Below are 24040 nucleotides of genomic sequence, written 5' to 3'. Positions count from 1 at the left end.
CGAAGCCGGGTCCCACCCCTCCGGCGTGCGAGGCGGAGGGACGGGAGTGTGTCAAGGACACCTCCTCGGGCTGGGACGTACTCGACGTCCCCGGGATGATCGTGAACGCGATCACCTCGTTCCTCGGCACGCTGATCGAGCAGGTCATGAAACCGCTCCGCGAGTTTCTGGCCGACACCCTGCTGGCGACCCCCGACGTCACCGAGCACGCCGACGTCAAACGGCTGTGGAAAGCCATGCTGGAAATCACCGTCGGGATCTACGTGCTGTTCGTGACCGCCGGCGGCATCACCGTCATGGGCCACGAGACGGTCCAGACCCGCTATGCCCTCAAGCACATCCTGCCGCGGCTGCTGTTGGGGATGGTCGCGGCGACTACCTCGCTGACGGTGATGGGCAAGGCGATCAGTCTGTCCAACGCGCTCGCCCACGCGATCATGGCCACCGACCTGGCGGACGCCGGGCAGGGCATGGTCGAACGGGTCCTGCCGTTCGCCATCTTCGGTGTGGCCGGGCTGAAGCTGTACCTGCTGCTGTTGGCGATCATGATGGTCGCGCTGGTGCTGGCCGTGCTGGTCGGCTTCATGGTGCGCGTGGCGGTGCTGGCACTGGTGGCCGTCAGCGGCCCCCTCGCCCTGGCCTGCCACGCCCACCCGCTGACCGATCCGATCGCCCGGCTGTGGTGGCGGGCCCTGGCCGGGTGCCTGGTCATTCAGGTCGCCCAGTCGCTCACGTTCGTCCTCGCCATCAAGCTGTTCTTCGCGCCGGGCGCCTCGACGCTGGGCATCCCGAAGTCCGACCAGCTGGGCACGCTGCTCGCCGGACTCGGCTTGTTCTGGGTGCTGTTCAAGATTCCCGGCTGGACCATGCACGTCATCTTGCGCGGCACTCCCGCCCACAGTCCACATGCGCCTTCCGCGGTGCGGGTGCTCCGGCACTTGGCGATGTACCGGCTCATGGACCACTACCTGCCCGGCATGAGCCTGCTACGGCGCCGCCCCGGCGGAGGCGACACACCGGGACTCGGCCCAGGCGGACCACGCCATGGAGGGCCGGCAGGCGGAGGCGGGCGTCCAGGCCCGGGCGGCGGCGGTGGACGACCGCCTGGCGCCGGGTCGGGGCGCATTGGAGGGGATCGGCGGCGAGCATTGCGTTCCCGCGGCGCTTCCTCCCCGGGGCGTCCGCACGGGGGATCCGCCGACGGCGGTCGGTCAGCACCGACAGACCGGACGTCCAGCGGGACGCGCCCGGCAATGGCCGTCGGCCACGCGGCTTCAAGGACTCCCGCAGGTTCTGCGTCCGGCGTCCAGGTTCCTCGGCGTCCCGCCCCGCGCGCTGCCCCTCTCACCCGTACACCGACAGGTCCCCGTTCCGTACTCCGCCCCCACCAGGCCCGCCGGATCCAGCAACTCGCCCGGCCCGCCTCGGCCGAGCGCATCCCGGCCCGAGCACCCCTGCCCACACAGGTGTCGCTGCCGCTCCGAGCCGAACGGGCCGCCGCCCCAGCGCCCCACTCCCGCACCGAGCCAGCCACACCACCGCCGTCCTTCCCCGCATCAGCACCGCATGCACGACAGCTGCCTCGACGTAGTCCTGGCGAACGCGTACGCCCACGGCCGCCGCGCCCCCTGCAGCTGCGGCTGCCCCTCGAACCACCCCGGAGGTAAATCCCATGGCAGCACCCGACAACCCCACCGAAGCCCCATCCTCCACACGCATCCCAGCAGACATCTCCCGCCCCGACCGTCTCCTAGGACCCTTCACTGCCCGCCAGACCGCCCTCCTCGCCGCCGCGGCCATCGTGCTGTACGCCGGCTGGTGGGCCACGCGACCCTTCATGGCACCGATCACGTACGCGGCTCTGGCCGCTCCGCTTGCCGGAGCCGTGGCAGCTCTCACGCTCGGCCACCGGGAGGGCATCGGCTTGGACCGTTTCCTGCTCGCGGCGCTCGCCCATGCCCGCACGCCCAAGCGCCGGGTATACGCCCCCGACGGCGTGCCTCCACTACCGTCCGTCGTTCCCGCCCGCTGGGTCAAGGCCGCAGGGCCGCACCCTGCTGCCATGCGCATGCCCTATGACGGCATCACCCCGGAAGGGGTGCTCGACCTGGGCAGCGAGGGGAGCGCTGCCATGGCGACGTGTTCCACGGTCAACTTCGACCTGCGCTCGGTGGCCGAACAACAAGGGCTCACCGCTGCGTTCGCCCGCTGGCTCAACTCCCTCACCGGCCCGGCCCAGTTGCTGGTGCGCTCCCACCGCGTCGATCTCGCGCCCCTGGCCGACGTCCTGCAGCACAACGCGGCAGCGCTGCCGCACCCGGCGCTGGAGGCGGCCGCGCGTGCGCACGCCGACTTCCTCTCCGACCTCGCCGCGAGCGGCAACCTGCTCGGCCGGCAGATCCTGCTGGTCGCCCGCGAGGAAGCCGCCGCCTCCAGCGTGATGCGGAATTCGGGAGCGGTGCGGGTGATCCAGCGCCTTGACGAGGCCGCCCGCGCCCTGGCACCGGCCGAGATCACCGTCACGCCCCTGGACGGCCCGCACACCGCCCGCGCGGTGCACGCGGCCTGCAACCCCGAAACCCCCACCCCGCACATCAACGGATCAGAAGGTGACCTCGCATGACCCGACGTCTTCTCAGCCGCCGTCACCACCCAACCCCGGCCCCAGCCATCGACAGTGCGGCATTGCTCGACGCGACCGGGCCCGAGGCCATCGAGGTACATGCCCGCGCCCTGGCCATCGGCGCCCACCTGGCCACCACGCTCGCGGTCACCGGCTACCCCGCGGAGGTCACCCCCGGCTGGCTCGCCCCGCTGCTGAACTTCCCCGGGCCCCTCGACCTCGCCCTGCACATCGAGCCCGTCCCCAACCCGGTAGCCGCCGCCGGCCTGAAAAAGCAGCGCGCCCGCCTGGAATCCGGCCGCCGCACGGGCTTCGACAAGGGCCGCCTGGACGACCCCGAGGTGGAGGCCGCCGCTGCGGACGCCGCTGAGCTTGCGTACCGCATCGCCCGCGGCGAAGGAAAACTCTTCCACGTCGCCCTCTACCTGACCGTGCACGCACCGGACGAGGACACCCTCGCCGAACAGGCCGCCGCCGTCCGCGCCATCGCCGAGTCACTGCTCATGACGGTCGCGCCCACGACCTACCGGGCGCTGCCGGGCTGGCTGGCCACCCTGCCCCTGGGCATCGACACGCTCAAGATCCGCCGCACCTTCGACACCGCAGCCCTCGCCGCCTGCTTCCCCTTCACCAGCCCAGACCTACCACTCACCACGGGCGAGGATGGTTCGGCCTCCGGGGTGCTGTACGGGCTGAACACCGTCTCAGCAGCGCCCGTCGTCTGGGACCGCTTCGCGCAGGACAACTACAACTCCATCACCCTGGCCCGCTCCGGCGCAGGCAAGTCCTACCTCGCCAAACTCGAACTGCTCAGACTGCTGTTCACCGGCGTCACCGCCTCGGTGATCGATCCCGAGGACGAGTACGTGCGCCTGGCCGAGCGCGTCGGCGGCACCGTCATCGCGCTGGGCACCGACGGCGTACGCCTCAATCCCTTCGACCTCCCGGCGGGGGACGAGGGAGAAGACGACCTGACGCGACGGGTGTTGTTCCTGCACACCTTCCTCGCCGTCCTGCTGGGCACCGATCTGGCGGCGGACGAGAAGGCGGTGCTCGACCGGGCGATCCTCGCCGTGTACGCCCAGGCCGGGATCACCGCGGACCCCCGCACGTGGACGCGCACCCCACCCACCCTCACCGATCTCGCCGCCGTCCTGGCCGACGACGCGAGCGAGACGGCGAGCGGCCTTGCCGACCGGCTCGCCCCGTACACCACCGGCTCGCACGCCCGCCTGTTCAACGGTCCCAGCACCGCAGCCACCTCCGGCCATCTGGTCGTCTACGCGCTCCGCCAGCTGCCGGAAGAGGTCAAGGCACCGGCGATGCTGCTCGCCCTGGATGCGATCTGGCGGCAGGTCGCCCATCGCGCCCAGGCAGGCCGGCACCTGGTCGTGGTGGACGAGGCATGGCTGCTGATGCGCGACGGAGCCGGGGCCCACTTCCTGTTCCGCATGGCCAAGGCCGCCCGCAAGCGCTGGACCGGCCTGGCCCTGGTCACCCAGGACGCCGACGACGTGCTCACCTCCCCGCTGGGTCGGGCGATCGTCTCCAACGCCGCCACCCAGATCCTGCTCCGCCAGGCACCGCAGGCCATCGACACGATCAGCGAGAACTTCCACCTCTGCCATGGTGAACGGGAATTCCTGCTGTCCGCTTCCCGTGGTGAGGCTCTGCTGCTGACCGGTGACCGCCGGCACAAAGTCGCTCTGATCAGCGTCGCCGCTCCCGGCGAACACAACGTCATCACGACGGATCCCGGTGAACTGGCCGCCGCCCAATACCCAGGCGGTGAGGATCCCCTCTCCGTCGAGGGCTGTGCGGGCGAGGGCACCGGCGTCGACGGCGACGAGGGGTGGGCGCCGTGACCGGGTCCATGGTACGAGCCACCGCCCAGCCGGGCAGCCCCTTGGTGGACTTCCTCACCCGCCCTGAGACGTTCGTCTCCACCGCGCTCCACGCCGCCCTCGACTGGTGCACCGCAGCCGCGCCCTTCCTGATCCCCACCGCCCTCGTGTCCACAGCATCTGCGTACTACGCCCGGCGCCGACTGCTGCGTTCACGCCGGCAGCGCCTCGCCGACGGCGCCCGCTGTGTGGAGATCCTCGCCCCGCCCCGCGTCGCCCCCAAGGGCGGGGAAGTCCTCTGGGCACAACTCGCCGGACTCCTACGGCCCTGGTGGCGGCGCATCACCACCGGTCAGCCCCACCTCGCCTTCGAATACACCTGGGCCCATGATGGCCTGCGCATCCGTCTGTGGGTCCCGGGCACGGTGCCGATGGGCCTGGTACGCCGCGCCGTCGAAGCCGCCTGGCCCGGCGCCCACACCCGCACCACCGAACCCACCCCCCTCCTCCCCAACACAGACACCGCCGCCTGCACGGTCGGGCGTCTACGGCCGGCCCGCCCCGACATCCTGCCGCTGCGCACCGACCACCCCACCGACCCCCTACGCGCTCTCCTCCAGGCCGCCACCGGCATGGCCGAGCACGAATCGGCCTGCGTACAGATCCTGGCCCGCCCCGCCACCGGCCGCGCCCTGCGCCGCGCCCGCCGCCAGGCACGACGGCTCAAAGCCGGTCACGCCCCGGCCCGTCTTCCCGCCTTGGCAGCGCTCCTCCTCCATCGTGCCCAACCCGCCGCCACCGGCAAGCAGGACCCCGACCACAGCACCGCCGTACGACAGATGGTCGCCAAGCAATCCGGAGCCCAGTGGCAGTGCACCCTCACCTACGCCGCCACCTGCTCACCAAAAGCGGAGCGAGCCCAGGATGTGGCGCGGGGCCGGGCCCACGCGATCGCCTCCGCCTTCGGCCTGTACGCCGACCGCAACTACCTCACCCGCACCCGCCTCCACCGCCCCCAACCCCAACTCACCGCCCGACAGTTCCCGTCTTCCCGCCCGGCGCTGCTGTCGGTGCCGGAACTCGCCGCCCTCGCCCACCTCCCCTACGACCCCGACGCCCCCGGTGTGCGGCGGGCCGGTGCCCGCTCCGTCCTGCCTCCCCCGCAGATCCCCGAACCCGCCCCCGGCAACGGCGTCAAACCCGTGGGCCACTCCGATGCCGGCGCCCGCCGGGGCGTAGGTCTCGGTGTCGCCGACGCCCGCCACCACCTCCACGTCATGGGCGCGACCGGCTCCGGCAAGTCCACCCTCCTGGCCAACCTCGCCCTCGACGACGTACGCCACCACCGCGGCGTCATCGTCATCGACCCCAAGGGCGACCTGGTCAACGATCTGCTAGATCGCCTCCCCGACACCTGCGCCGACCGCCTCGTCCTCATCGACCCCGACGACCCTCACAAGCCCCCGTGCCTGAACGTGCTCGACGGCACGGACATCGACGTCGTGGTCGACAACATCACCGGCATCTTCCGCCGGATCTTCACCGCCTTCTGGGGACCCCGCACCGACGACCTCATGCGCGCCGCCTGCCTGACCCTCCTCAAACACAAAGGCCACACCGGCCAACAGGTCACCCTCGCCGACATCCCCCGCCTCCTCGGCGAAAGCGCCTACCGGCTGCGCATCATCCCCGCCCTCCACGACCCCGTCCTGCGCGGCTTCTGGGCCTGGTACGAGTCCATGTCCGAACCCTCCCGCGCCGCCGTGGTCGGCCCGGTGATGAACAAGCTCCGCGCCTTCCTCCTGCGCGACTTCGCCCGCCGCGCCATCGCCGCCGGCCCCTCCACCTTCGACCTCACCGACGTACTCAACGGCGGCATCCTGCTGGCCCGCCTGCCCAAGGGCGCCCTCGGGGAGGAGACCGCCCGGCTGCTCGGCTCCTTCATCGTCGCCGGAACCTGGCAAGCAGCCTCCGCCCGCGCCCGCACCCCCGAACACCAGCGCATCGACGCCACGCTCAACATCGACGAGGCCCACAACTTCCTCACTCTCCCCTACCCGTTGGAAGACATGCTCGCCGAGGCACGCGGCTACCGCCTGTCCATGCTCCTGGCCCACCAGCACCTCGCCCAACTCCCACGCGACCTACGCGAAGGCATCTCCGCCAACGCCCGCAACAAAATCTTCTTCAACGCCTCCCCCGAAGACGCCAACGCCCTAGAACGCCACACGCTTCCGACACTGGCCGCGCACGACCTCGCCCACCTCGGTCCGTTCCAGGCCGCCGCCCACCTGCTTACCGGCGGCGCGGAATCCACCGCCTTCACCCTCACCACCCGCCCCCTGCCACCACCCGTGCCCGGCAGGGCCAAAAACCTGCGCACGGCTGCCGCCTGCCGCACCGGGCCACGACAAGCCACCCGCCCCTGAACAACCAGCCCACCAACCCCTTCGCCCCACCCGAAGGTGAACCGCCATGCCCGCACTCCCCCGACCCGCCACCGGCCCCGGCTCCCGCTACACCGCCCGCGCCGCCACCACCCGCACCCGCCCCACCCGACACACCGACATTGCCGCCCTCACCCGCCGCCTCACCCCCCGCGACCTGTGGCTGATCCGCATGCTCCACGAGCACCGCGTCCTGACCACCCACCAGTTCGCCCGCCTCGCCAATACCTCGCCCCGCTCCGCCCAACGCCGCCTGCGCACCCTCCACCAGCACACGGTCCTGGAATCCTTCCGGCCCCTCACGCAGACCGGCTCCGCCCCCGAGCACTACACCCTCGGCCCCGCCGGAGCCGCTCTCCTCGCCGCCCACGCCGACCTGGACGTCTCCGCGCTCGGCTGGCGCCCCACCCACACCGGCCGCATCGCCTATTCCCCCTCCCTCGGCCACGACCTCGGCGTCAACGACCTCCTCACCCACCTCGCCGCCCACACCCACACCAACCCCACCACCGGACTCTCCCTCTGGCTCTCCGAACACTCCGCAGCCCGCCGCTGGGGCGACATCATCCGCCCCGACGCCTACGCCCACTACCACGACGGCGATCAACTGCTGCCGTTCTTCCTCGAATACGACACCGGCAGCCAACCCCTCGCCCGCGTCGAAGCCAAACTCGCCGGCTACGCCGCCTTCACCACCGCCACCAGCACCCGCCCCGCCCTGCTCATCCACACCCGGACCCAGTCCCGCGACCAGGCCCTCCGTCACCGCCTCGCCGACACCGCGCGCAACCTGGACCTGAACGTGGCCACCTCCTCCGCGGACTTCACCACCACCAGCCCCTGGGGACCTTGGTGGACACCCCTCCAGGCTGGCGCCCGCCGCACCACCCTCACCGTCCTCGCCACCCACTGGCCCGCCCTCAGCCCCGCCTCCGGCCTGGAACCGACCGACGCCGACACCGCCCTCACCCTCCCCGTCCCCGCACTGCCGCCCGTCTCCAAGGCCGACTCGTGAGTTCCCTGGTCGGCAAGGCGGTCGCCGGCGTTGGATGCGCGGTCCTCGCCCTGCCGCTACTGGCCGCCCTCACCATCGCCGCGGCCCTCGGCGGTCCGTCCCTCGACAGCAGCGCGTCGGCCGCCGCCCCGAGCACACGCGCCCTGAACGACATCCCTTCGCTCATGCTCGCCCTTTACCAGCGCGCCGCCCCCGAATGCCCCGGCCTGTCCTGGACCACCCTCGCCGCCATCGGCAAGGTCGAGACAAACCACGCGCGCCACCCCACCATGACCTCCACAGCAGGCGCCGTAGGGCCGATGCAGTTCCTCCCCTCCACGTTCACGGCCTACGCGCACCCCGTGCCGCCCGGTGGGAAGAGGCCGCCCACGCCCTGGGACCCGGTCGACGCCGTGTACGCAGCGGCCAGGCTGCTCTGCGCCCACGGTGCCAGGCACGGCAAGAACGTGCGGGACGCGATCTTCGCGTACAACCACTCCCACGCCTACGTCAGCGAGGTCCTCCACGTCGCACACGCCTACGCGGCTCACACACCCGACCCAACAGGAGCTGCTGTCAAGGCGGTTTCCTTCGCCCGCTCCCAGCTCGGCACCCCCTACGTCTGGGGCGGCGACGGACCCTCCGACGGCGGCTTCGACTGCTCCGGCCTCACCCAGGCCGCCTACCGCGCCGCAGGCATCCCTCTCCCACGCATCGCCCAAGCCCAATACGACACCGGCCCCCACCTCCCCAAAGACGCCGCCCTCGCCCCAGGCGACCTGCTGTTCTTCGGCCCCAGCCCCACCCGCATCACTCACGTCACCCTCAACATCGGCGGCGGCCAAGCCATCGACGCCCCACACCCCGGAGCAGTCGTCCGCCAGGCGGCAGCCAGCACCACCGCCCCCACCTTCCAGGGCGCAACCAGACCCACCGCACGAAGAGGCGGTGCCCGGTGAAGCAGATCGAAGCCCGCGAAGCCGTCACGCTCCTGCGCGCCATGACCCGGGTCCTGTGTGTGGTGGGGATCCTGGCGCTGGTCTTCACCACGGTCAACGTCACCCGCTTCGCCACCAGCCGAGACGTCCCCCTCCCCATCGCCGTCCTCCTCGACCCCATGATCGGCACCGCCCTGGCCGGCGTCCTCTACGTCGACGCACGCCTGGCCGCCTGGAGCATCCGCCCACCCGCCTGGTCCACCACACTGCGCTGGAGCGCCGGATCCACCGCCGCTTTCATAAACACGTGGGAAAGCCTGTGGCCCGACGGGCAGATCGGCTGGCCCGACCACGCCGATCCAGCGGCCGTCCTGCTCCATCTGACCCCCGCCCTCCTCCTCATCGCCCTCACCGAAACCATCGCCGCCTACCGCCGCACCATCACCAACCTCCTCGACCAGATCGGCTCCGCCAGCCCCACCGACCCGGCCGATCCGACCACCGAGCTGGCCGAACCGATCGGTCCGACCACCGCTCTCGCACTCCGATCAGCCACCGAAGCCACCCGACCAGACGCCACCTCACCGACGGCGAACACCGCCTATCCCGATCCGACGGCAAGCAACATCCCCGACGCGGCCGACACCCGGCCCGGCCCGGCCGACAGCACCCCGAACCGCCGCTGGCCCGCCCCCGACCCGCCAGCTCCCTGCATCGGGGCGGCAGACACCGGCCTATGGCCGCGCGCCATCGCCGTCGATGACACCGCACGCGCCGCCACTGGAAGGCCGGCGAGCATCTGGCGGCTGCGCACCGATCTGCACATCGGCCCCGAACGCGCCCGACAGATCCACCACCATCTGCAAACCCGCCACCCCGACCCACCACCCCCAATCGAATGAACCGCCCCGCCCCACCTCACCCCTGGACCGATCGACCGGCGAGAACGAAACCGCATGCCACCGGCGGTGCGCCGATCGGGATCGGCGCACCGCTCCACCCCGATCTGTCCGCGATCTCGCGCTACCGCTCTGACCAGCTCCGATCCCGTGCGATCGGGTCGCTTGACTTCCCGCCGGGTTCGAGCGTCCATGGTCACGGCCAACGAACCGCGGGCCGCACGACACAAGCCCGCGCTCGCCACGGCTATGTCGCCGGGACCACGCGATGCGCACGCGCCCGGCGAACCCCACGGGCCCACACATGGGCCGCCCCGGCCGGGGACCTCAACCACCCGCTCACAACGGAATCGAGGACCCCAACATGTCCGACACCACCTCTGACACCACACCGACGCAAACCCCCGCTTCTGCACCGCTGACCGGTCTGACCGGAGCGCAAGCCGCCATCTATACGGAACTGATCGGCCTCACCGAACCGGCCACCGTCGTCGAGCTCGCCTGTGCCGCAGGCGTCGGCAAATCCACTGCCGGAAGGGCACTTCCTCTCCTCGAACAGCGCGGCCTGGCCGAACGCGCCCCCGGCGGCCACGACGGCCCCCGGCGCACGCCCGACCTCTGGTACCGCACCGCCCCCGCCCACAAGGCCAACGGCACGCAAGACAACGACAACACACCCACTCCCGCCCAGCCGGAACCCTCCACGCACGACACAACGCAGCCAACCGACAGCGCTACGGAAACCGACGACTCCTCGGACCAGACCCCTCCGGAGACCACGGCACCGGACACCGACAGCGCAGATACGGACGCAGACACCAGCAACACCGGCACCGGCACCGGAGATTCCAACATGCCCCAGGACGACAGCCCCCAGGACACGGGGAACGACGACAGCGAGGGCACCAGGGCGAACAGTTCGCACGGTGAAGAGGGCCCCGGCAGCGCTCCCTCACCGCAGGTGAGCGCCGAGCCCCCGACCGTACCGGCACAATCCGCAGCTCCTACGGACAGGCGACTCGCGCCGGGAGCGCTCCGACAGATGGTCATCGAGCACCTCCGGACACACCCCGATGAGGCATTCACCGCCACCCGGATCAGCCGCATCATCGAGAAGTCCTCGGGTGCCATCGCCAACGCCCTCGACAAGCTGGTCAGTCAGGGTATCGCCGAGCAGGTCAGCGACCGGCCACGCACGTTCCGGCTCGCCAACTCGACCGTGAACAACCCCTAGTAGCCGCCCACCTGCGCCGAGGGCCGGGTGCACCCCGCATACCAGCGGTGTGCACCCGGCCCTCGCCCCTCGGTCAGCCCTTTTGGCCGCCTCGCCGCCGTCTCGGCACCCCCGCCGCGGGACGGCGGGGGCGTGCGACTATCGATGGGGGCACGGCGCGGCGTGCGTCATTTCGCAAGAACGAATGCCAAGAGATCCATCAGGCCGACTGAAATAATGGCATACGTCACGTATCGCGCAGGGTACTCGTACTTTTCCCTCTTCACGCCTCGGCGCCATTCCTCGCAGTATTTGAGGAGCAGTTTTCTGGGCGGAAGAAAGCCGATCGTGATTCCGATCCATGTGAAGGAGTACAAAACCAGCATCTGCCGCGCATTCCAGTGCTGGTACTGGAGATTGCCTACCACGATCATACCGAGGCAGCATCCGACAGAAATGATGGCACACAGCACAGTCAGCTTGCGTACCTTTATCCATCTGTCCATTGCGAGGCAGAATAGGAAGGTGGCGAAAGCTGCCATGAGCAGCAGGTAGACGAGGGGAAGCTGCGCGAGCATGGCCGTCCTTTCGGCAGCGTCCAAGGGCTGGTGGCAGATGTGCCGCCAGCCCTTGGACGGGTTCTATACGTTTTCTCTTCAGAATCCGATGGCTCCCAGCAGGCCGGTGACCGGCGATATGAGATCGGTCCCGATCTGCGTGATCTTCGTGGCGACAGGGGCCACTATCCGTTCGATCTTGCCGAACTCTTCGACCCTGCCGAGCTGTTCGATCCATTTGGACTGGCCGAAGGTGAGCAAGCTCAGGCCGGCGCTACCGAGGGATTGCCAGAACTCGCTGCTCGTCACTCCGTAACCGATTCCGGTGAACAGGACATTGAGTCCAGTGAACACGAGGGAGGTTTGCCCGAAGCCGGTCGCGAAAGCTTCAATGACCGGTACAGCGGGCGGGGCAAACATTCCGACCGCCAGGCCGGCGAGACCGGTGACAGCGGAGGCGAATCCGAACCCGATGCTGGCCCAGTTAGTGGCGTTCGCCAGCCACTGCGCGGTCTCCTTCCACCAGGGAAGGTCATCCTTGGTCTTGTCATTCTCTGGGGTATCGGCCGGGTTCTTTCCCGCTGCCTTGGCCTTGCGGGCTTCCTCGGCTGCTTTCCTGGCAGCTGCCTCGATTTCGGCCTTCCGTTTGGCCATGGCGATCTGGTGCGCTTGGGTTGCGGCGGATGCTGCCGTCTTGGCGTCTTTGCCGGCTTGCATGGCGGAGGCGCGGGCCGAGGAGGCCGACGCCTGAGCCGAGTTGGCGGAGGACACCGCGCGGCGCGCGGCGTCCACAGCGCGGTTGGCCGAGTAGTTCGCCGAGCGCGCGGCCGTGCGGGCGGTGGTGGCGGCTTGCTTCGCCTTGTCGGCCGAGGCTTGTGCGTTCTTGGCTGACTTCTCGGCGGCGTCCGCGTTCGCGTCTGCCTGCTTCGCGTAGTGGTCGGCCTGCTGGGCTGAGTTCTTCGCCTTGTCCGCCCACTTCACCGCATCTGCGGCGGCGTCGCGGGCCTTCGCCGCTGCCTCCTGCGCACGGGCGGCGTCCTCCTGCGCCTTGTGGGCGATCTTCGCGGCAGCGGCGATGGCGCCCTGGATGGCGGCGATGTGGGTGGCGGAGTCGTGGTCGAGCTGTGCGGTCTTGTGCTGGACCGAGGCGAGGAAGTTGCGGCGCATCCATGCCGGGCCTTCCAGTGCGGCCTGGGCGTGGGCCTTCGTGTACGGGCCTGCCTTGGTGAGGATGGCAGCGGTAGCGACCGCGTCGTCCTCCTGCTGCGCCGTCTCGTACCCGCTGCTGAGGAATTCGTACAGGGCTTGGGCAGTTCCGGCGTTCATCGCGTCGTTCGCCGCTCTTTTGACGGCGCTGCCAGGGTTGCCGGCCAGGACGCGGGCGATCGCGACGCTGTTGTCCATGGCGGCGGCCTCGATGACGCCGGTGGCGAGGAACGTCGTGGCGGCGTCCGGGGCGTCGCTCTCCAAGGCCTTGGTCGCGGCGTCGGCGACGTCCGGGGCGGAGATCTGGGCAAGGTAGAGGACGGTCTCCCGGTCGTCCTGCCGCTGCGCGATCTGCCGGTCGGTGTCGATCCAGGCATGGATGTCGGCGTCCGTGCCGGACAGGGCGAACCGTGCGGCCTCCCGTGACCAGGCGCCGCGGGAGTTCATCAACGCGATGGCCGCCTTGCGCCCGAGGGTGGTGGCAAGGCCCGTGTCGCCCGCCTTCAGTGCCGACTCGGCCTTGGAGACCAGGTCCTTCGTGGCCTGCTCTGCCTGCTCGGCCTGCGTACGTCTGCCCCCGAGTTCTCTCTTCTCCTGCTCTTCGATCTGTGCGAGCAGGCGGGCCTCTTCCATCGCCTGCTTCCTGTCTTCGTCCAGGCGCTGCCACTCGGCCTCCCGCGCCTGCTTCTCCACCTCGATCGCCTGGGTGACGGCGTCGGTGGCGGTGTTCGCGGCCTGGGTGGCTGCGTTGGCGAAGTCGCTGGACTTCTTCGCGTACTCGACAGCCTTGCCCGCGTACTTGGCAGCCCACTCGGCAGCCTCTGCGGACTTCTCCGCGTGGTCGGCCGCCCTGTTCGCGGCGTCGCGTGCGGTGCGGGCGGCCTGCGCTGCTGTGTTCGCCAAAGCTTGCGCCGTGCCTGCGGCGTTGGTGGCGATACTTGCGTTGCTGCTGGCGATCCGCGCCTGTCGCTTGGCCTCCGCGGCCTCCGCCTGCGCCTTGCCTGCAGCGGAGGCGGCCGCGGCGGAAGCGTTCGCGGCAGCGGCGGCATTGCGGGCCGCCGACGCGGCAGCGGACCCGGCGCTCGCGGCCTGGGCCGAGGCACTGGCAGCAAAGTCGGCGGCCTTCGCCGCGCTACGGGCCTTGGCCGCGGCGTTGCGGGCGGCGACGGCGGCGTCCTTGGCCGCGGATGCCTGGGAAGCGTCCTTGGACGCGGCGATGGCAGCACCGTATGCCCTGGCGGCAGCAGAGCCGGCGGAGGCTGCGGCCTGGCTCGCGGCGGTAGCGGCGTAGGCGGCGCGGCGGGATGCCTGGACGGCGGCGTGGGAAGCGCGGATAGCGACGCGGGCCGAGTCGGCCGCACCTTGCGCGGCCCCGGCTGCCTTGCGAGCCGCCTTGCCGGACTTGACCACATCGTCCTGGGCCGCCTTGGCCTCGGCCGCAGCAGTCTCCGCAGCTCCCTTGGCCTTCTTGGCGGCCTCCACGGCGCGGGCGGATGCCTCCTCGGCCTGCTTCGTCTTCGCGTCGGCCTTCTTGCCTTCGCGTTCGACGACCGCGACGAGTTCCTCGATCGTCGCGGCTTCCTGGTCGCGGGCGCGGGCGATGTGCTGGCCGGTGTCGAGGAACCATTCGACGTCACTGACGGTGCCGGAGAGAGCTCGGGAGGCATACTCCTTCACCTCCGGGCCCGCCTGCACCAGGAGAGTGGACACCTCGACGCGCATGTCTTCCAGGCGGGCGGTGTACTGGCCTTCGGTGAGGAACTTCTCCAACGCGGCCTGGGTGTCCGCGTCCAGGGCGGCGCTCCCATCACGGCGTACGGCCTTGGCGCCCATGGCCATCACAGTGGCAGTAGCAGCCCGCAGGTCTTCCATGATGCCGGCCTTGAAGCCGCCCTTGAGGTAGTCGGCAATGGCCGCGTCACCGCCGTCGAGCGCCGCGGAAGCCTCACGCCGGGTGCCCTTACCGCCGCCAGCGAGGGAGGTGGCGACAGCGACACGGCTGTCTTCCGCCGTGGCCTTGGGAAGTTCGACGGTCAGGAAGATCTGGATGTCGGCGTCGGACCCGATCAGCGCCGCTTCTGCTGCGGCGCGGGTGGCCTTGCCGCCCAGCAGCCAGGCATTGACGGCCTTCGCCCGGTCGGTGTCGGGCAGAGCGAACGGGTCACCGTCGTCGCTGTCGGTCGACGGGGTGTCGGCCCGGGCGGCTATGGGGTTGAGGACGAGGCTTGAGGTGGTGGCGACGGCCGTCGTGGCCGCTATAGCGGTAAGTAATCGCCGCCTGCTCCAGTAGGTGGTGTCCAAGGTGGTCCTATCCGATGGCTCCTGGCGGTGGCGCACAGACGGCAGCACGCCGCCAAACATGTTCACGTCGTCGTCATCGCGCATGTCCCGGTAGCAGTACGGGCGTTGGGCAGAGGCACAACAGAGCGCGTCTCGTGACGATATGCAAGTAGAGGGTCTGTTGGCTAGGTGTGTGCATGCCGTGAAAGCCGTGAGAAAGAATACAAACCCCCTATGTGCCGGTTTAGCTTCATTTGCGTCAGGTTTGTTGAGTGACATGGGATACGAACCCGTGTTTGCATTTTGCCTCACCGTGCCCGCACCACACCGCACTTGATGCAGTGTGCCCTGGAAGGGACGGCAGGCGCGGCTCAGCTCACCTTCACACAAGGGAACTTGCATGAAGCTCCTACGGCGGATCACCGCCACGGGTGCGACGGCCGTGGCCTGCGCGGCTACGGTCTTAGCCACCACCCCCTCCCCTGACTCCACGCGGCAGGTGTCGACAGTCCCGGTCGCGAACAGCGAGCCCGGCTATGCGATCGAGGACTTCACTTACCCGGGCGCGGACAAGATCAAGGAAGAGAAGGGGATCGCGCTCAAGCGCGGCGACGGCCACATCACCCTCGCCGAGTGCGCCAGCTCCACGGGCCTGTTCGAGGTGATGTCACGGAAGAACGGCAAGACCTGCTTCCGTATCACCGGCAACTCCGGCTACCTCGCCCTGGAGATCCCGGCCGTTTTCACCGTCAAGGGCAGCGTTGACCACGCCGTCGACCTCACCCTCACCGCACCGGACAACACAAAGCGCGTGGTGGAGGTCCCCAAGAACGACAAGAACGAGTGGACGCCGGTCGGTGAGTCCGACGACCCCGAGCGCCGCGAGCACATGCTGGTCGAGATCAGTGTCGGACAGGGCAAGCCGGCCTCGACGTTGTCCGGCGATGCCGCTCGTCCGTGGCTGGCTCGTGTCACCGTGAACACGCCGGGGCACGAGGGCGGACGGAGCTGTAGCGGCGCTCTGGTCGACAGGACCTGGGTGCTGACGGCGGCAAGTTGTTTCGCTGACAATCCGGCCAAGCCGATGCGGGCCGCGGCCGCTGCTCCGACGCTCGACGCCACAGCCACGATCGCCGGACAGGCCCCCGTAAAAATCGACTACTTGATACCACGTAGCGACCGGGACGTGATGCTCGCCCGGCTGGCCACTCCGGTCACCGACGTCACCCCCGCCACGCTGGCTGGAAGCGCCCCCACCGATGGAGCTACGCTGGTCGCCGCGGGATTCGGTCGTACCGACACCGAGTGGGTGCCGAGCAGCCCCCATCACAGCAATGTGGCCCAGAAGAGCACCACCGCCACCACCCTGGGGCTGGGGGGCGGTCGGATCTGCAAGGGCGACGCCGGAGGTCCGATCCTCGACGGCAAGGGACACATCACGGCAGTGCAGAGCCGCGCCGACGGCGCCGGCTGCCTGGGGCAGTCCGGCCAGGGCGAGGACGCGATCGCGGCCCGCACCGACAACATCGTCCCGTGGCTCGACGGCAGCACCTTCAGCGGCAAAGCACGGTTCGGCCTGGACGAGAGCGTTGGTACGCGACGCGTGTCGGGCGGTGCGGTCGAGGAGCTTGTCGCACGACCGGCCGGTGGCGCCGAGCTGGGTGTTGCAGGCAAGACCGGCACCGCGCTGAAGCTGAACGGAACGTCGGCGTACGCGGCCACGTCCGGGCCGGTGGTGGACACGACAAAGTCCTTCTCGGCCTCGGCATGGGTCAAGCTCGACAACAAAGACCGCAACTACACCTTCCTCTCCCAAGCAGGGAACCGTGCGAGTGGGTTCCAGCTCTACTACTCCAAGTACTACGACAAGTGGCTCTTCAACCGGCACGCCAAGGACACCGACGACACAGCCATCGTCCGCGCGATGAGCAATGCTTCCGCCCAGTCGGGTGTGTGGACCCACCTGACCGGTTCATACGATGCGGACAAGCAGTCCTTGTCGTTGTTCGTGAACGGCCAGTTGCAGCAGTCAGTGCAGTTCACCACGCCGTGGCGCGCCAGTGGCGGCCTGCAGATCGGCCGACTGCTCTATCAAGGCGCGTGGCAGGAGAACACTCGCGGCCTCATCGACGACGTGCGGCTGGTGCAGTCGGCGGTGAGCCAGGACGATGCAGCGGCGATCGCGGGTGGCAGTCTGCCGGCGCATCTACAGGAGCTGGCCTCGTTCCCGTTGGACGAGGCATCGGGTAGCGCGCGGGTCAGCGGAGGCAAGGGCGCAGGACCGGTCGCAACACTGGCCGGCGGCGGAACCGAACTGGGCGTCGAAGGCAAGATCGGCACCGCGCTACACCTGAACGGGACGTCGGCGTACGCGGCCACGCCCGGGCCGGTGGTGGACACGACGAGGTCGTTCTCGGTATCGGCCTGGGTCAAGCTCGACAACAAGGACCGCAACTACACGTTCCTGTCCCAGGCGGGAGACCGCGCCAGTGGGTTCCAGCTCTACTACTCCAAGTACTACGACAAGTGGGTCTTCAACCGGCACGTCAAGGACACCGACGACACACAGATTGCCCGGTCGATGAGCAAGGACTCCGCACAGACAGGTGTCTGGACCCAGCTGACCGGCGTGTACGACGCGGCGACTAAGAAGATCCAGCTGTTCGTCAACGGCACACCACAAACAGCAGCCGACTTCACCACCCCCTGGCGCGCAAGCAGCGCCCTGCAGATCGGCCGCCTCTTCTACAAGGGCACCTGGCAAGAACACTTCGCCGGAACCATCGACAACATCCGCATCTGGGATCGGCCCGTCGAGGCCGGCGAAATCATCAGCGACGGCCTGCGAATCAATAACTAGCGGTCGGCGAATCACACTCTCTTAGCGAAGGCTGGTCCGGCAGATCCTGCCGGACCAGCCCTCAGCTTCTTGCGGGCGTTGGTGCCCTGCTCTCTGCACTGGATTGCTTGATTGGTGAGGATTTAGGATGAAACTGCATGGCAGATTCACGCTGCCGTTGATATTTGTATTGGTCATGGCGCTTGCGGCAATCCTGTGGGCAACCGTATCGAGTAGCTCGGTTACCAGATCGTCTGCTGCGCAACCCTCTACCGTCGATGAAGCCTCCCTGGCCGAGAAAGCAACCTTCACCCTTGATGAGGGGGGTGGTTCGCGGCGGGTGTCGGGCGGCGTCGCCGAGGAGTTCGTTGCGCAGTTGAGTGGTGGCGCCGAACTGGGGGTTGCGGGCAAGGTCGGTACCGCGCTGCAGCTGAACGGGACGTCGGCGTACGCGGCCACGTCCGGGCCGGTGGTGGACACGACGAAGTCGTTCTCGGTCTCCGCCTGGGTCAAGCTCGACAACAAAGACCGCAACTACACCTTCTTGTCCCAGGCAGGAAACCGTGCCAGCGGATTCCAGCTCTACTACTCCAAGTACTACGACAAATGGGTCTTCAACCGGCACACCAAAGACACCGACGACACAGCCATCATCCGATCAATAAGCCAAGACTCTGCACAAGCCGGAGTCTGGACCCAGCTAACCGGCGTGTACGACGCAGCGGCCAAGAAGATCCAGCTATACGTCAACGGCACACCACAAACAGCAGCCGACTTCACCACCCCCTGGCGGGCGAGTGGTGGTTTGCAGATCGGCCGACTGCACTACCGGGGAGCTTGGCAGGAGCACACGGGCGGCCTCATCGATGATGTACGGACCGTGCAGTCCGCAGTCACGCCGACCGACGTCGTGGCGATCGCGGGTGGCCGTCTGCCGTCGCATCTCCAAGAGCTGGCCTCGTTCCCGTTGGACGAGGCGTCAGGTAGCACGCGAGCCAGCGGAGGCAAAGGCGCAGGACCGGTCGCCACACTGGCCGGCAGCGGAACCGAACTGGGCGCCGAAGGCAAGATCGGCACCGCACTGCACCTCAACGGGACATCGGGATATGCGGCCACGTCCGGGCCGGTAGTGGACACGACAAAATCGTTCTCGGTCTCCGCCTGGGTCAAGCTCGACAACAAAGACCGCAACTACACCTTCTTGTCCCAGGCAGGAAACCGTGCCAGCGGATTCCAGCTCTACTACTCCAAGTACTACGACAAATGGGTCTTCAACCGGCACACCAAAGACACCGACGACACAGCCATCATCCGATCAATAAGCCAAGACTCTGCACAAGCCGGAGTCTGGACCCAGCTAACCGGCGTGTACGACGCAGCGGCCAAGAAGATCCAGCTATACGTCAACGGCACACCACAAACAGCAGCCGACTTCACCACCCCCTGGCGCGCCAGAAGCGCCCTGCAGATCGGCCGCCTCTTCTACAAATACACCTGGCAAGAACACTTCGCCGGAACCATCGATAACATCCGCATCGCTGAACAGGGTTCCACTGTTCAATGCTCTCTCACGTATACCGTCGGGCATCGCGGCGCACCTGAGATTGCTCCGGAGAACACAATTGCCTCACTGGAGGCGGCGGCTGATCGCGGCGCGGAGTGGGTCGAGACCGATGTGCAGTTCACCAAGGACGGTCAGCCGGTCATCATGCACGACGCGACCGTGGACAGGATGACCAACGGGACGGGACGCATCGACCAGCTCACCGCCGCAGAGATATCCAAACTGACGGTGAAGGGCGGTGGGAGCGTGCCCACCCTGGAACAGGTGCTGGCCTCGCTCAAGGTCAGGTCCACTCGTCTCCTTTTGGAAATCAAGGGGCCGCAGACGTCCGCAGCCGTGGAGCATGCACTCAGACTCGTCGCCGAGGCAGGCATGACTGAACGCACGATGGTCCAGTCCTTCGATGAGGATGTGGTGCGGCATGCAGCCGACTCAGCGCACAGGACCAAGGTCGCGCTGCTGCGGTCCAGCCTCGACCCGGACCCCGTGGCCACGGCCCGCAAGTTCTCTCTCAGTGCGTACGCGGTGAACTTCAAGGGGCTCTCCGCCCGTCCTGCGGCGGTGAACCAGCTCAAGGCAGCCGGCGTTCAGGTATTCGTCTGGACGGTCAACCGCGAAAGCGAATGGCAGGCAGCGACGTCATGGGGCGTGAACGGCATCATCACAAACCGCCCGGATCAGTTCCTGCCATGGTGGCAATCCCGGTGTGGCGGAACAGTCTCCCCTCAGTGATGGGCAATGCCATCGCGGCTTGTAAGGGCGGTCCGGTAAAAGAGATCTCGAACGTGCTTGCCGACCTTCTCGCTCATTGGTCCCCCTGCAACAGTGACGCTGCGCAGGCGGGAGCTGCCTAGCATGGCGCGGTGGACATGGCTCTTCCGGCGGCAACCTCGGAGAGCCATCGGGTCCTTCAGCCGGTCGAAGACGTGCTCGGCGCAGACCCGTATCCCGCGCGTACGGGACTGCGAGGCCGCCCCGGGCGGTGCCGGGGCGGCCCCAGGGGTCAGGTGGTGGTGGCGAGGGCGGCGGTGGCGGCCTTGCCGATGGCGGTGGCGGCCTGGGCGGGGTCGGTGAGTTCGAGCAGGGTGGTGCCGGGTAGGGGGCGGGGGTCGGGGTCGAAGGCGAGCCATAGGACGGCGCATCCGGCCTGTCGTAGGGCGGTGATGCGTTCGGTTGCGCGGGTGGCTTCGTCGGGGTGGTAGTAGCCGTCGGAGGCGATGACCAGCAGGCGGCCTGCCCCCTGTTGGGTGAGGTCGAGGGCGGCGGTGAGGGCGTCGGTGGCTTCGGCGAGGCTGTGGCCCAGCCCGTTGGCGTTGAACTGGGTCACGCGTGCGGGGGCGCGGCCTGGTGCGGTGATGGCGGTGATGGCCTGGTCGTAGGCGACGGTGGCGGTGCGGGAGTCGGGGTCGGTGAGGGCTGCGGCCTTGGCGACGATCCAGGCGGCCGAGGCGATCGGGGCGGTGGCCGATCCCATGGATCCGGAGACGTCCACAGCGATTCCGACGCGGAGTGGTGGGGTGGGGTGGGGGCGGTGGGTGGTGCGGGTCCAGGGGGTTGCGGTGGGGGTGACGCCTGCGGCGCGTTGGGCGTCGCGGGCCAGGGCCTGGCGCATGTTGAGGCGTCCGGGCGGGGCTGCCGAGGCGGTGGTGGTGGCAGTGCGTTCCCGGTAGGCGGCAGCCCGCAGGGCCCGGGCCAGTTGCCCGGCAGCGGCCTTCTCCGCAGGCGCCGGGGCGCGGGTGCCGGTCACCGGCGAGCGGCGGCGGCCCTTGCCGGGCTTGTTGCCTGGGGTGTGCGGGCGGCCGCCGGGGGCGAAGACCTTCGCGGCGGTCTTCGCGGCCTGCCGCGCCTGCTCGGCCTGGGCGGCCTTGGCCCGTGCGCGGGCCGCGCGGGCGGCGGCAACCCGGGCTTCGGCAGCAGCCTGCGCAGCCTCGTTCGCCCGTACCTGGCCGACGACCTTGCCGATCGCCTCGGCCAGCTCGCCCTTACGGCCGCCATCCGGTCCCGGGGGTGGCTCGGGTGCGTTGGGTTGGGTGCCGAGGGCCTGGCACCAGGCGCGGGCGTGCTCCATCATCGTCTGGCCGTCCCCGTCCGCCGTGCTGTGGGCCGCTGTCCAGATGTCGGCGAGGGTTTGCAGGAGGTCGGGGCCGAGGATGCCGGTGACAGTGTTTTCGAGGGTTTCGGTTTCGTCCGGGTCGAAGATTCCGGCGTCGCGGCGGGCCAGGATCAGCCCGGCCGCCATTGCGGCCTGCCAGCGGTCGGTAGGGGTCTGGGCGGTGAAGTCGTCCAGGACCAGGGTGTGGATCGAGACCCGCAGGTAGCGGCGGTCACCGGGGCGGCGGTGAAGGTGGGCGAGTTCGGCGCGGGACTCCTCCAGCACCTGCGCCGCCGTATCCAAGGCCGTTCCGCGCAGTGCGGGCGGGGTGAGCCAGTGACTGTGGGCGGCGTGGGCCGCCTCGTGCACCAGGGCACCCCACGCCACCGGGTAGCGTTCCTCATCGCCGGGGCGCTCGGGGCGGATGGTCGCCGGGTTCATCGGAGCGAAGAGGGTGGCGTCGATCTCCAGCTCGGCCAGGGTGGGGTAGAAGGCGGCCGGTGCGCCAGAGCGGGTGCCTGGCTGGCAGGTGACCAGGACGTCTTCGCGGCTGGTGAGTTCGGGCAGGCGGGCGCTGAGGGCTGCGCCGATGCGCAGCCAGTGGCTACTGTGGGCGGCAGGGCGGGGTTCGGGGATGAGGCCGCCGTCGTCCTCCCAGCGTGCGATGGCTTCTTCGGCTTGGGACAGGGCGGGGGGAGTGGGCTGGAGGTGGCTGTGCAACTGGGCAGTCATGGCAGGTTGTTCCCTTCGTGCGAGGGTGCTGTGGTGGTGTGGGTGGCGCGGAGGTGGGCAGGTGGGGCCCGGCGGGTGGCCGGGCCCGGGGTGGTTAGAGCTGGCGGCCCAGGGCCAGGGCAGTGACCGGCCTGCCGACGGCCTTGGTGACGATCTCGGCGACGGTGTCGCGGTCTTCCAGGGGAGCGATGCCGACCAGGTTGGAGAAGGCCGCCTCGGTGCCCAGGACATCGGCGATCTTCTGGAAGGCGATCAACTCCCGTAGCTGGGGAGCCCATCCCAGTTCGCCTGTCTTCTGGCTGGTGGCCAGGCGCCGGGCGATGCGCACCGCCGTGGAATTGATCTTCAAGGAGGCTGCCAGGTCGTAGTCGGAGCCGACCTGGATCTGCACGCTGAACCGCGAGGCCAGCGCCTCGGTCAATACCGCGCCGTGCACGCCCGGGTTGTGACCGGCGATCACGTAGAAGCCGTCGGCGGCGGTGATCGTCTCGCCCTTGTGGGCCTTGACCTGGATCTGCCGCCGCCCGTCCATTGCCGGATACAACGCGGCCAGCACCTTCGGCGAGATGAGTGTCGCGTCGTCCAGGAGCAGGGCGCGGCCCTCCTGCATCGCGGTGACCAATGGCCCGTAGACGAACTCGTAGCCGCCACTTTCGTCCTGGGTGTATTCGCCGATCAGGTCGCCGACGGTGGTGTCACCGTCCCCGGCCACTGTGATCAGGTCCGGGAAGGCCGCCTCGATCAGCGAGGTCTTGCCCGTGCCCGGCGGTCCGTACAACAGCACCGCCACGCCTGCTTCGCGCAGTTTGCGGAGTGCTTCGACGTCGGGGAGTTGTGCCAGGGCCCTGGGGAGGTACTGCTGGCCGTTGGGGCGGGTGACCGGCTGCGGCCTGCCGCCCGGTGGCGGAGCTGCCGTCGTCTGGGGGGCGGTCTGGCGTGGTCCGGGCAGGGGCGAACTGGTACCGGGTGGAGTTGAAGGCGTGGCCTGGGCTGCGGTGGCGGTGCAGGGAGTTGCCCGGTACATGCGCGGTTTGGCGCCTACCCGCTGGGCCTCGCCTCGGGCCACCAGGGTTTCACAGGCGTTGCCGACGGCGCCCCCTGAGTGCCCCAGCATCTTCGCCAGTTCGGTCACACTGAACATCGCCGTCGGCTGTCCGGCCAGGATCTTGGCGACGGCCGCCCGCAGTTCACCAGGGCGCGCCTTCGATGGCGTAGCGGAGGAGGTGGGCGAGGTGGGGGTGGCGGGTGCCGGTTGGGGCTGGGTGGTCACGTATGGCTCCGATCGTGCGTGTTGCGGAGGGGCAGGGCAGGTTGACTATTTGTCAGCGGGCGGCGCCTGGCGCGGCACGGTGGGCTGTCGGGGCGGTCGGGGCTGCGGGGGCTTGGAGTCCAGCGGCGGTCGGGGCCGGGGGATGCGCGGGATGGCAGGGGCGTTGTCGTCTGACGCGTGGTACATGGGCGTGCTCCGTCTTCGGGCGTATGAGGTGGGACTGCCGCGCTATTTGCAGGCGGCGTTGTTTCTCGGGTGATTGATGCAGCGGCGACAATTAACTGACGGGACGCCAGTTTTTGGCCGCACTTCACCCCAGGCGCGGATATACTCCGCGAAGAAATCGGCGGGATTTCAATTCCCGTTTCCCCGGGAACAATTCAAATATAGCTCGACTCGCACCACGCCTAAAGCCGGATTCCGGCTTGATAATGCTGGAATTCTCGTGAATTCACGACGGGTTTTCAGGGGAATTTCCGGCGGCACGACACAAGGCGTCGTGGTTCGCGGGATGCACGACAGTTTTCCAGTCGCGCGGCCCC

14 protein-coding genes are annotated in these 24040 nt (G+C 69.0%); 10 read left to right on the top strand and 4 right to left on the bottom strand.

The genetic code is table 11. From position 1 onward, the window contains the following. Nucleotides 1–95 precede the first annotated feature (95 nt). From ACFY12_RS08340 to ACFY12_RS08305, 8 genes are all read left to right on the top strand, one after another. A complete protein-coding gene (locus tag ACFY12_RS08340; RefSeq protein ID WP_390714934.1) occupies nt 96–1667 on the top strand; it encodes a hypothetical protein in 1572 nt (523 codons plus the stop codon). Between the two features lie 5 nt (nt 1668–1672). Then, nucleotides 1673–2623, top strand: a complete 951-nt coding sequence (locus ACFY12_RS08335; RefSeq protein WP_390714933.1) for a PrgI family protein — start codon at nt 1673–1675, stop codon at nt 2621–2623. Next, complete coding sequence (locus ACFY12_RS08330) at nt 2620–4488, top strand: VirB4 family type IV secretion system protein (RefSeq protein ID WP_390714932.1); 1869 nt, start codon at nt 2620–2622, stop codon at nt 4486–4488. Before ACFY12_RS08335 ends, ACFY12_RS08330 begins: the two co-directional genes overlap by 4 nt. 8 nt (nt 4489–4496) lie before the next feature. Beyond that, complete coding sequence (locus ACFY12_RS08325) at nt 4497–6896, top strand: type IV secretory system conjugative DNA transfer family protein (protein ID WP_390715086.1); 2400 nt, start codon at nt 4497–4499, stop codon at nt 6894–6896. 46 nt (nt 6897–6942) lie between these two features. After that, nucleotides 6943–7929, top strand: coding sequence for a replication-relaxation family protein (locus ACFY12_RS08320; RefSeq protein ID WP_390714931.1), 987 nt, complete (start codon nt 6943–6945; stop codon nt 7927–7929). After that, nucleotides 7926–8867 carry an NlpC/P60 family protein gene (locus ACFY12_RS08315; RefSeq protein ID WP_390714930.1) on the top strand — a complete coding sequence of 314 codons (942 nt, stop codon included), beginning with the start codon at nt 7926–7928 and terminating at the stop codon, nt 8865–8867. The genes ACFY12_RS08320 and ACFY12_RS08315 overlap by 4 nt, the downstream gene beginning before the upstream one ends. Further along, a complete protein-coding gene (locus tag ACFY12_RS08310) occupies nt 8864–9748 on the top strand; it encodes an extensin (protein WP_390714929.1) in 885 nt (294 codons plus the stop codon). Before ACFY12_RS08315 ends, ACFY12_RS08310 begins: the two co-directional genes overlap by 4 nt. Before the next feature lie 361 nt (nt 9749–10109). Further along, the gene (locus ACFY12_RS08305) at nt 10110–10979 is read left to right on the top strand and encodes a hypothetical protein (protein ID WP_390714928.1); all 870 of its coding nucleotides are present in this window, start codon (nt 10110–10112) and stop codon (nt 10977–10979) included. 167 nt (nt 10980–11146) lie between these two features. On the opposite strand, the gene ACFY12_RS08300 is transcribed toward ACFY12_RS08305, so the two are convergent. Both ACFY12_RS08300 and ACFY12_RS08295 read right to left on the bottom strand, forming a co-directional pair. Further along, nucleotides 11147–11536, bottom strand: a complete 390-nt coding sequence (locus tag ACFY12_RS08300) for a hypothetical protein (protein WP_390714927.1) — start codon at nt 11534–11536, stop codon at nt 11147–11149. Nucleotides 11537–11614: 78 nt separating this feature from the next. Beyond that, complete coding sequence (locus ACFY12_RS08295) at nt 11615–15022, bottom strand: hypothetical protein (RefSeq protein ID WP_390714926.1); 3408 nt, start codon at nt 15020–15022, stop codon at nt 11615–11617. Between the two features lie 379 nt (nt 15023–15401). Between ACFY12_RS08295 and ACFY12_RS08290 the strand changes: the two genes are divergently transcribed. Both ACFY12_RS08290 and ACFY12_RS08285 read left to right on the top strand, forming a co-directional pair. After that, a complete protein-coding gene (locus ACFY12_RS08290) occupies nt 15402–17861 on the top strand; it encodes a LamG-like jellyroll fold domain-containing protein (protein WP_390714925.1) in 2460 nt (819 codons plus the stop codon). Nucleotides 17862–17988: 127 nt separating this feature from the next. After that, complete coding sequence (locus ACFY12_RS08285; protein ID WP_390714924.1) at nt 17989–20136, top strand: glycerophosphodiester phosphodiesterase family protein; 2148 nt, start codon at nt 17989–17991, stop codon at nt 20134–20136. Nucleotides 20137–20407: 271 nt separating this feature from the next. Here the strand turns inward: ACFY12_RS08285 and ACFY12_RS08280 are convergent, their stop codons facing one another. Together ACFY12_RS08280 and ACFY12_RS08275 are read right to left on the bottom strand one after the other, a co-directional pair. Beyond that, nucleotides 20408–22228, bottom strand: a complete 1821-nt coding sequence (locus tag ACFY12_RS08280) for a VWA domain-containing protein (protein ID WP_390714923.1) — start codon at nt 22226–22228, stop codon at nt 20408–20410. A 94-nt stretch (nt 22229–22322) separates the two neighbouring features. Then, on the bottom strand, nt 22323–23369 hold the full coding sequence (locus tag ACFY12_RS08275; protein WP_390715085.1) for an AAA family ATPase: 1047 nt from the start codon (nt 23367–23369) through the stop codon (nt 22323–22325). Nucleotides 23370–24040: the final 671 nt, after the last annotated feature.

Source organism: Streptomyces sp. NPDC001339 (assembly GCF_042895955.1).
In the GTDB taxonomy this organism is placed as follows: domain Bacteria; phylum Actinomycetota; class Actinomycetes; order Streptomycetales; family Streptomycetaceae; genus Streptomyces.
The sequence above is the reverse complement of the archived record's forward strand: the minus strand, read 5'-3'. Positions and strand labels throughout refer to the sequence as shown.

Bases quoted from the DNA above. Each gene is read 5' to 3' on its own strand.
- ACFY12_RS08340 (WP_390714934.1), top strand. From the start codon at position 96: ATGATCGTGAACGCGATCACCTCGTTCCTCGGCACGCTGATCGAGCAG.
- ACFY12_RS08335 (WP_390714933.1), top strand. From the start codon at position 1,673: ATGGCAGCACCCGACAACCCCACCGAAGCCCCATCCTCCACACGCATC.
- ACFY12_RS08330 (WP_390714932.1), top strand. From the start codon at position 2,620: ATGACCCGACGTCTTCTCAGCCGCCGTCACCACCCAACCCCGGCCCCA.
- ACFY12_RS08325 (WP_390715086.1), top strand. From the start codon at position 4,497: ATGGTACGAGCCACCGCCCAGCCGGGCAGCCCCTTGGTGGACTTCCTC.
- ACFY12_RS08320 (WP_390714931.1), top strand. From the start codon at position 6,943: ATGCCCGCACTCCCCCGACCCGCCACCGGCCCCGGCTCCCGCTACACC.
- ACFY12_RS08305 (WP_390714928.1), top strand. From the start codon at position 10,110: ATGTCCGACACCACCTCTGACACCACACCGACGCAAACCCCCGCTTCT.
- ACFY12_RS08300 (WP_390714927.1), bottom strand. From the start codon at position 11,536: ATGCTCGCGCAGCTTCCCCTCGTCTACCTGCTGCTCATGGCAGCTTTC.
- ACFY12_RS08290 (WP_390714925.1), top strand. From the start codon at position 15,402: ATGAAGCTCCTACGGCGGATCACCGCCACGGGTGCGACGGCCGTGGCC.
- ACFY12_RS08285 (WP_390714924.1), top strand. From the start codon at position 17,989: ATGAAACTGCATGGCAGATTCACGCTGCCGTTGATATTTGTATTGGTC.
- ACFY12_RS08280 (WP_390714923.1), bottom strand. From the start codon at position 22,228: ATGACTGCCCAGTTGCACAGCCACCTCCAGCCCACTCCCCCCGCCCTG.
- ACFY12_RS08275 (WP_390715085.1), bottom strand. From the start codon at position 23,369: ATGTTCAGTGTGACCGAACTGGCGAAGATGCTGGGGCACTCAGGGGGC.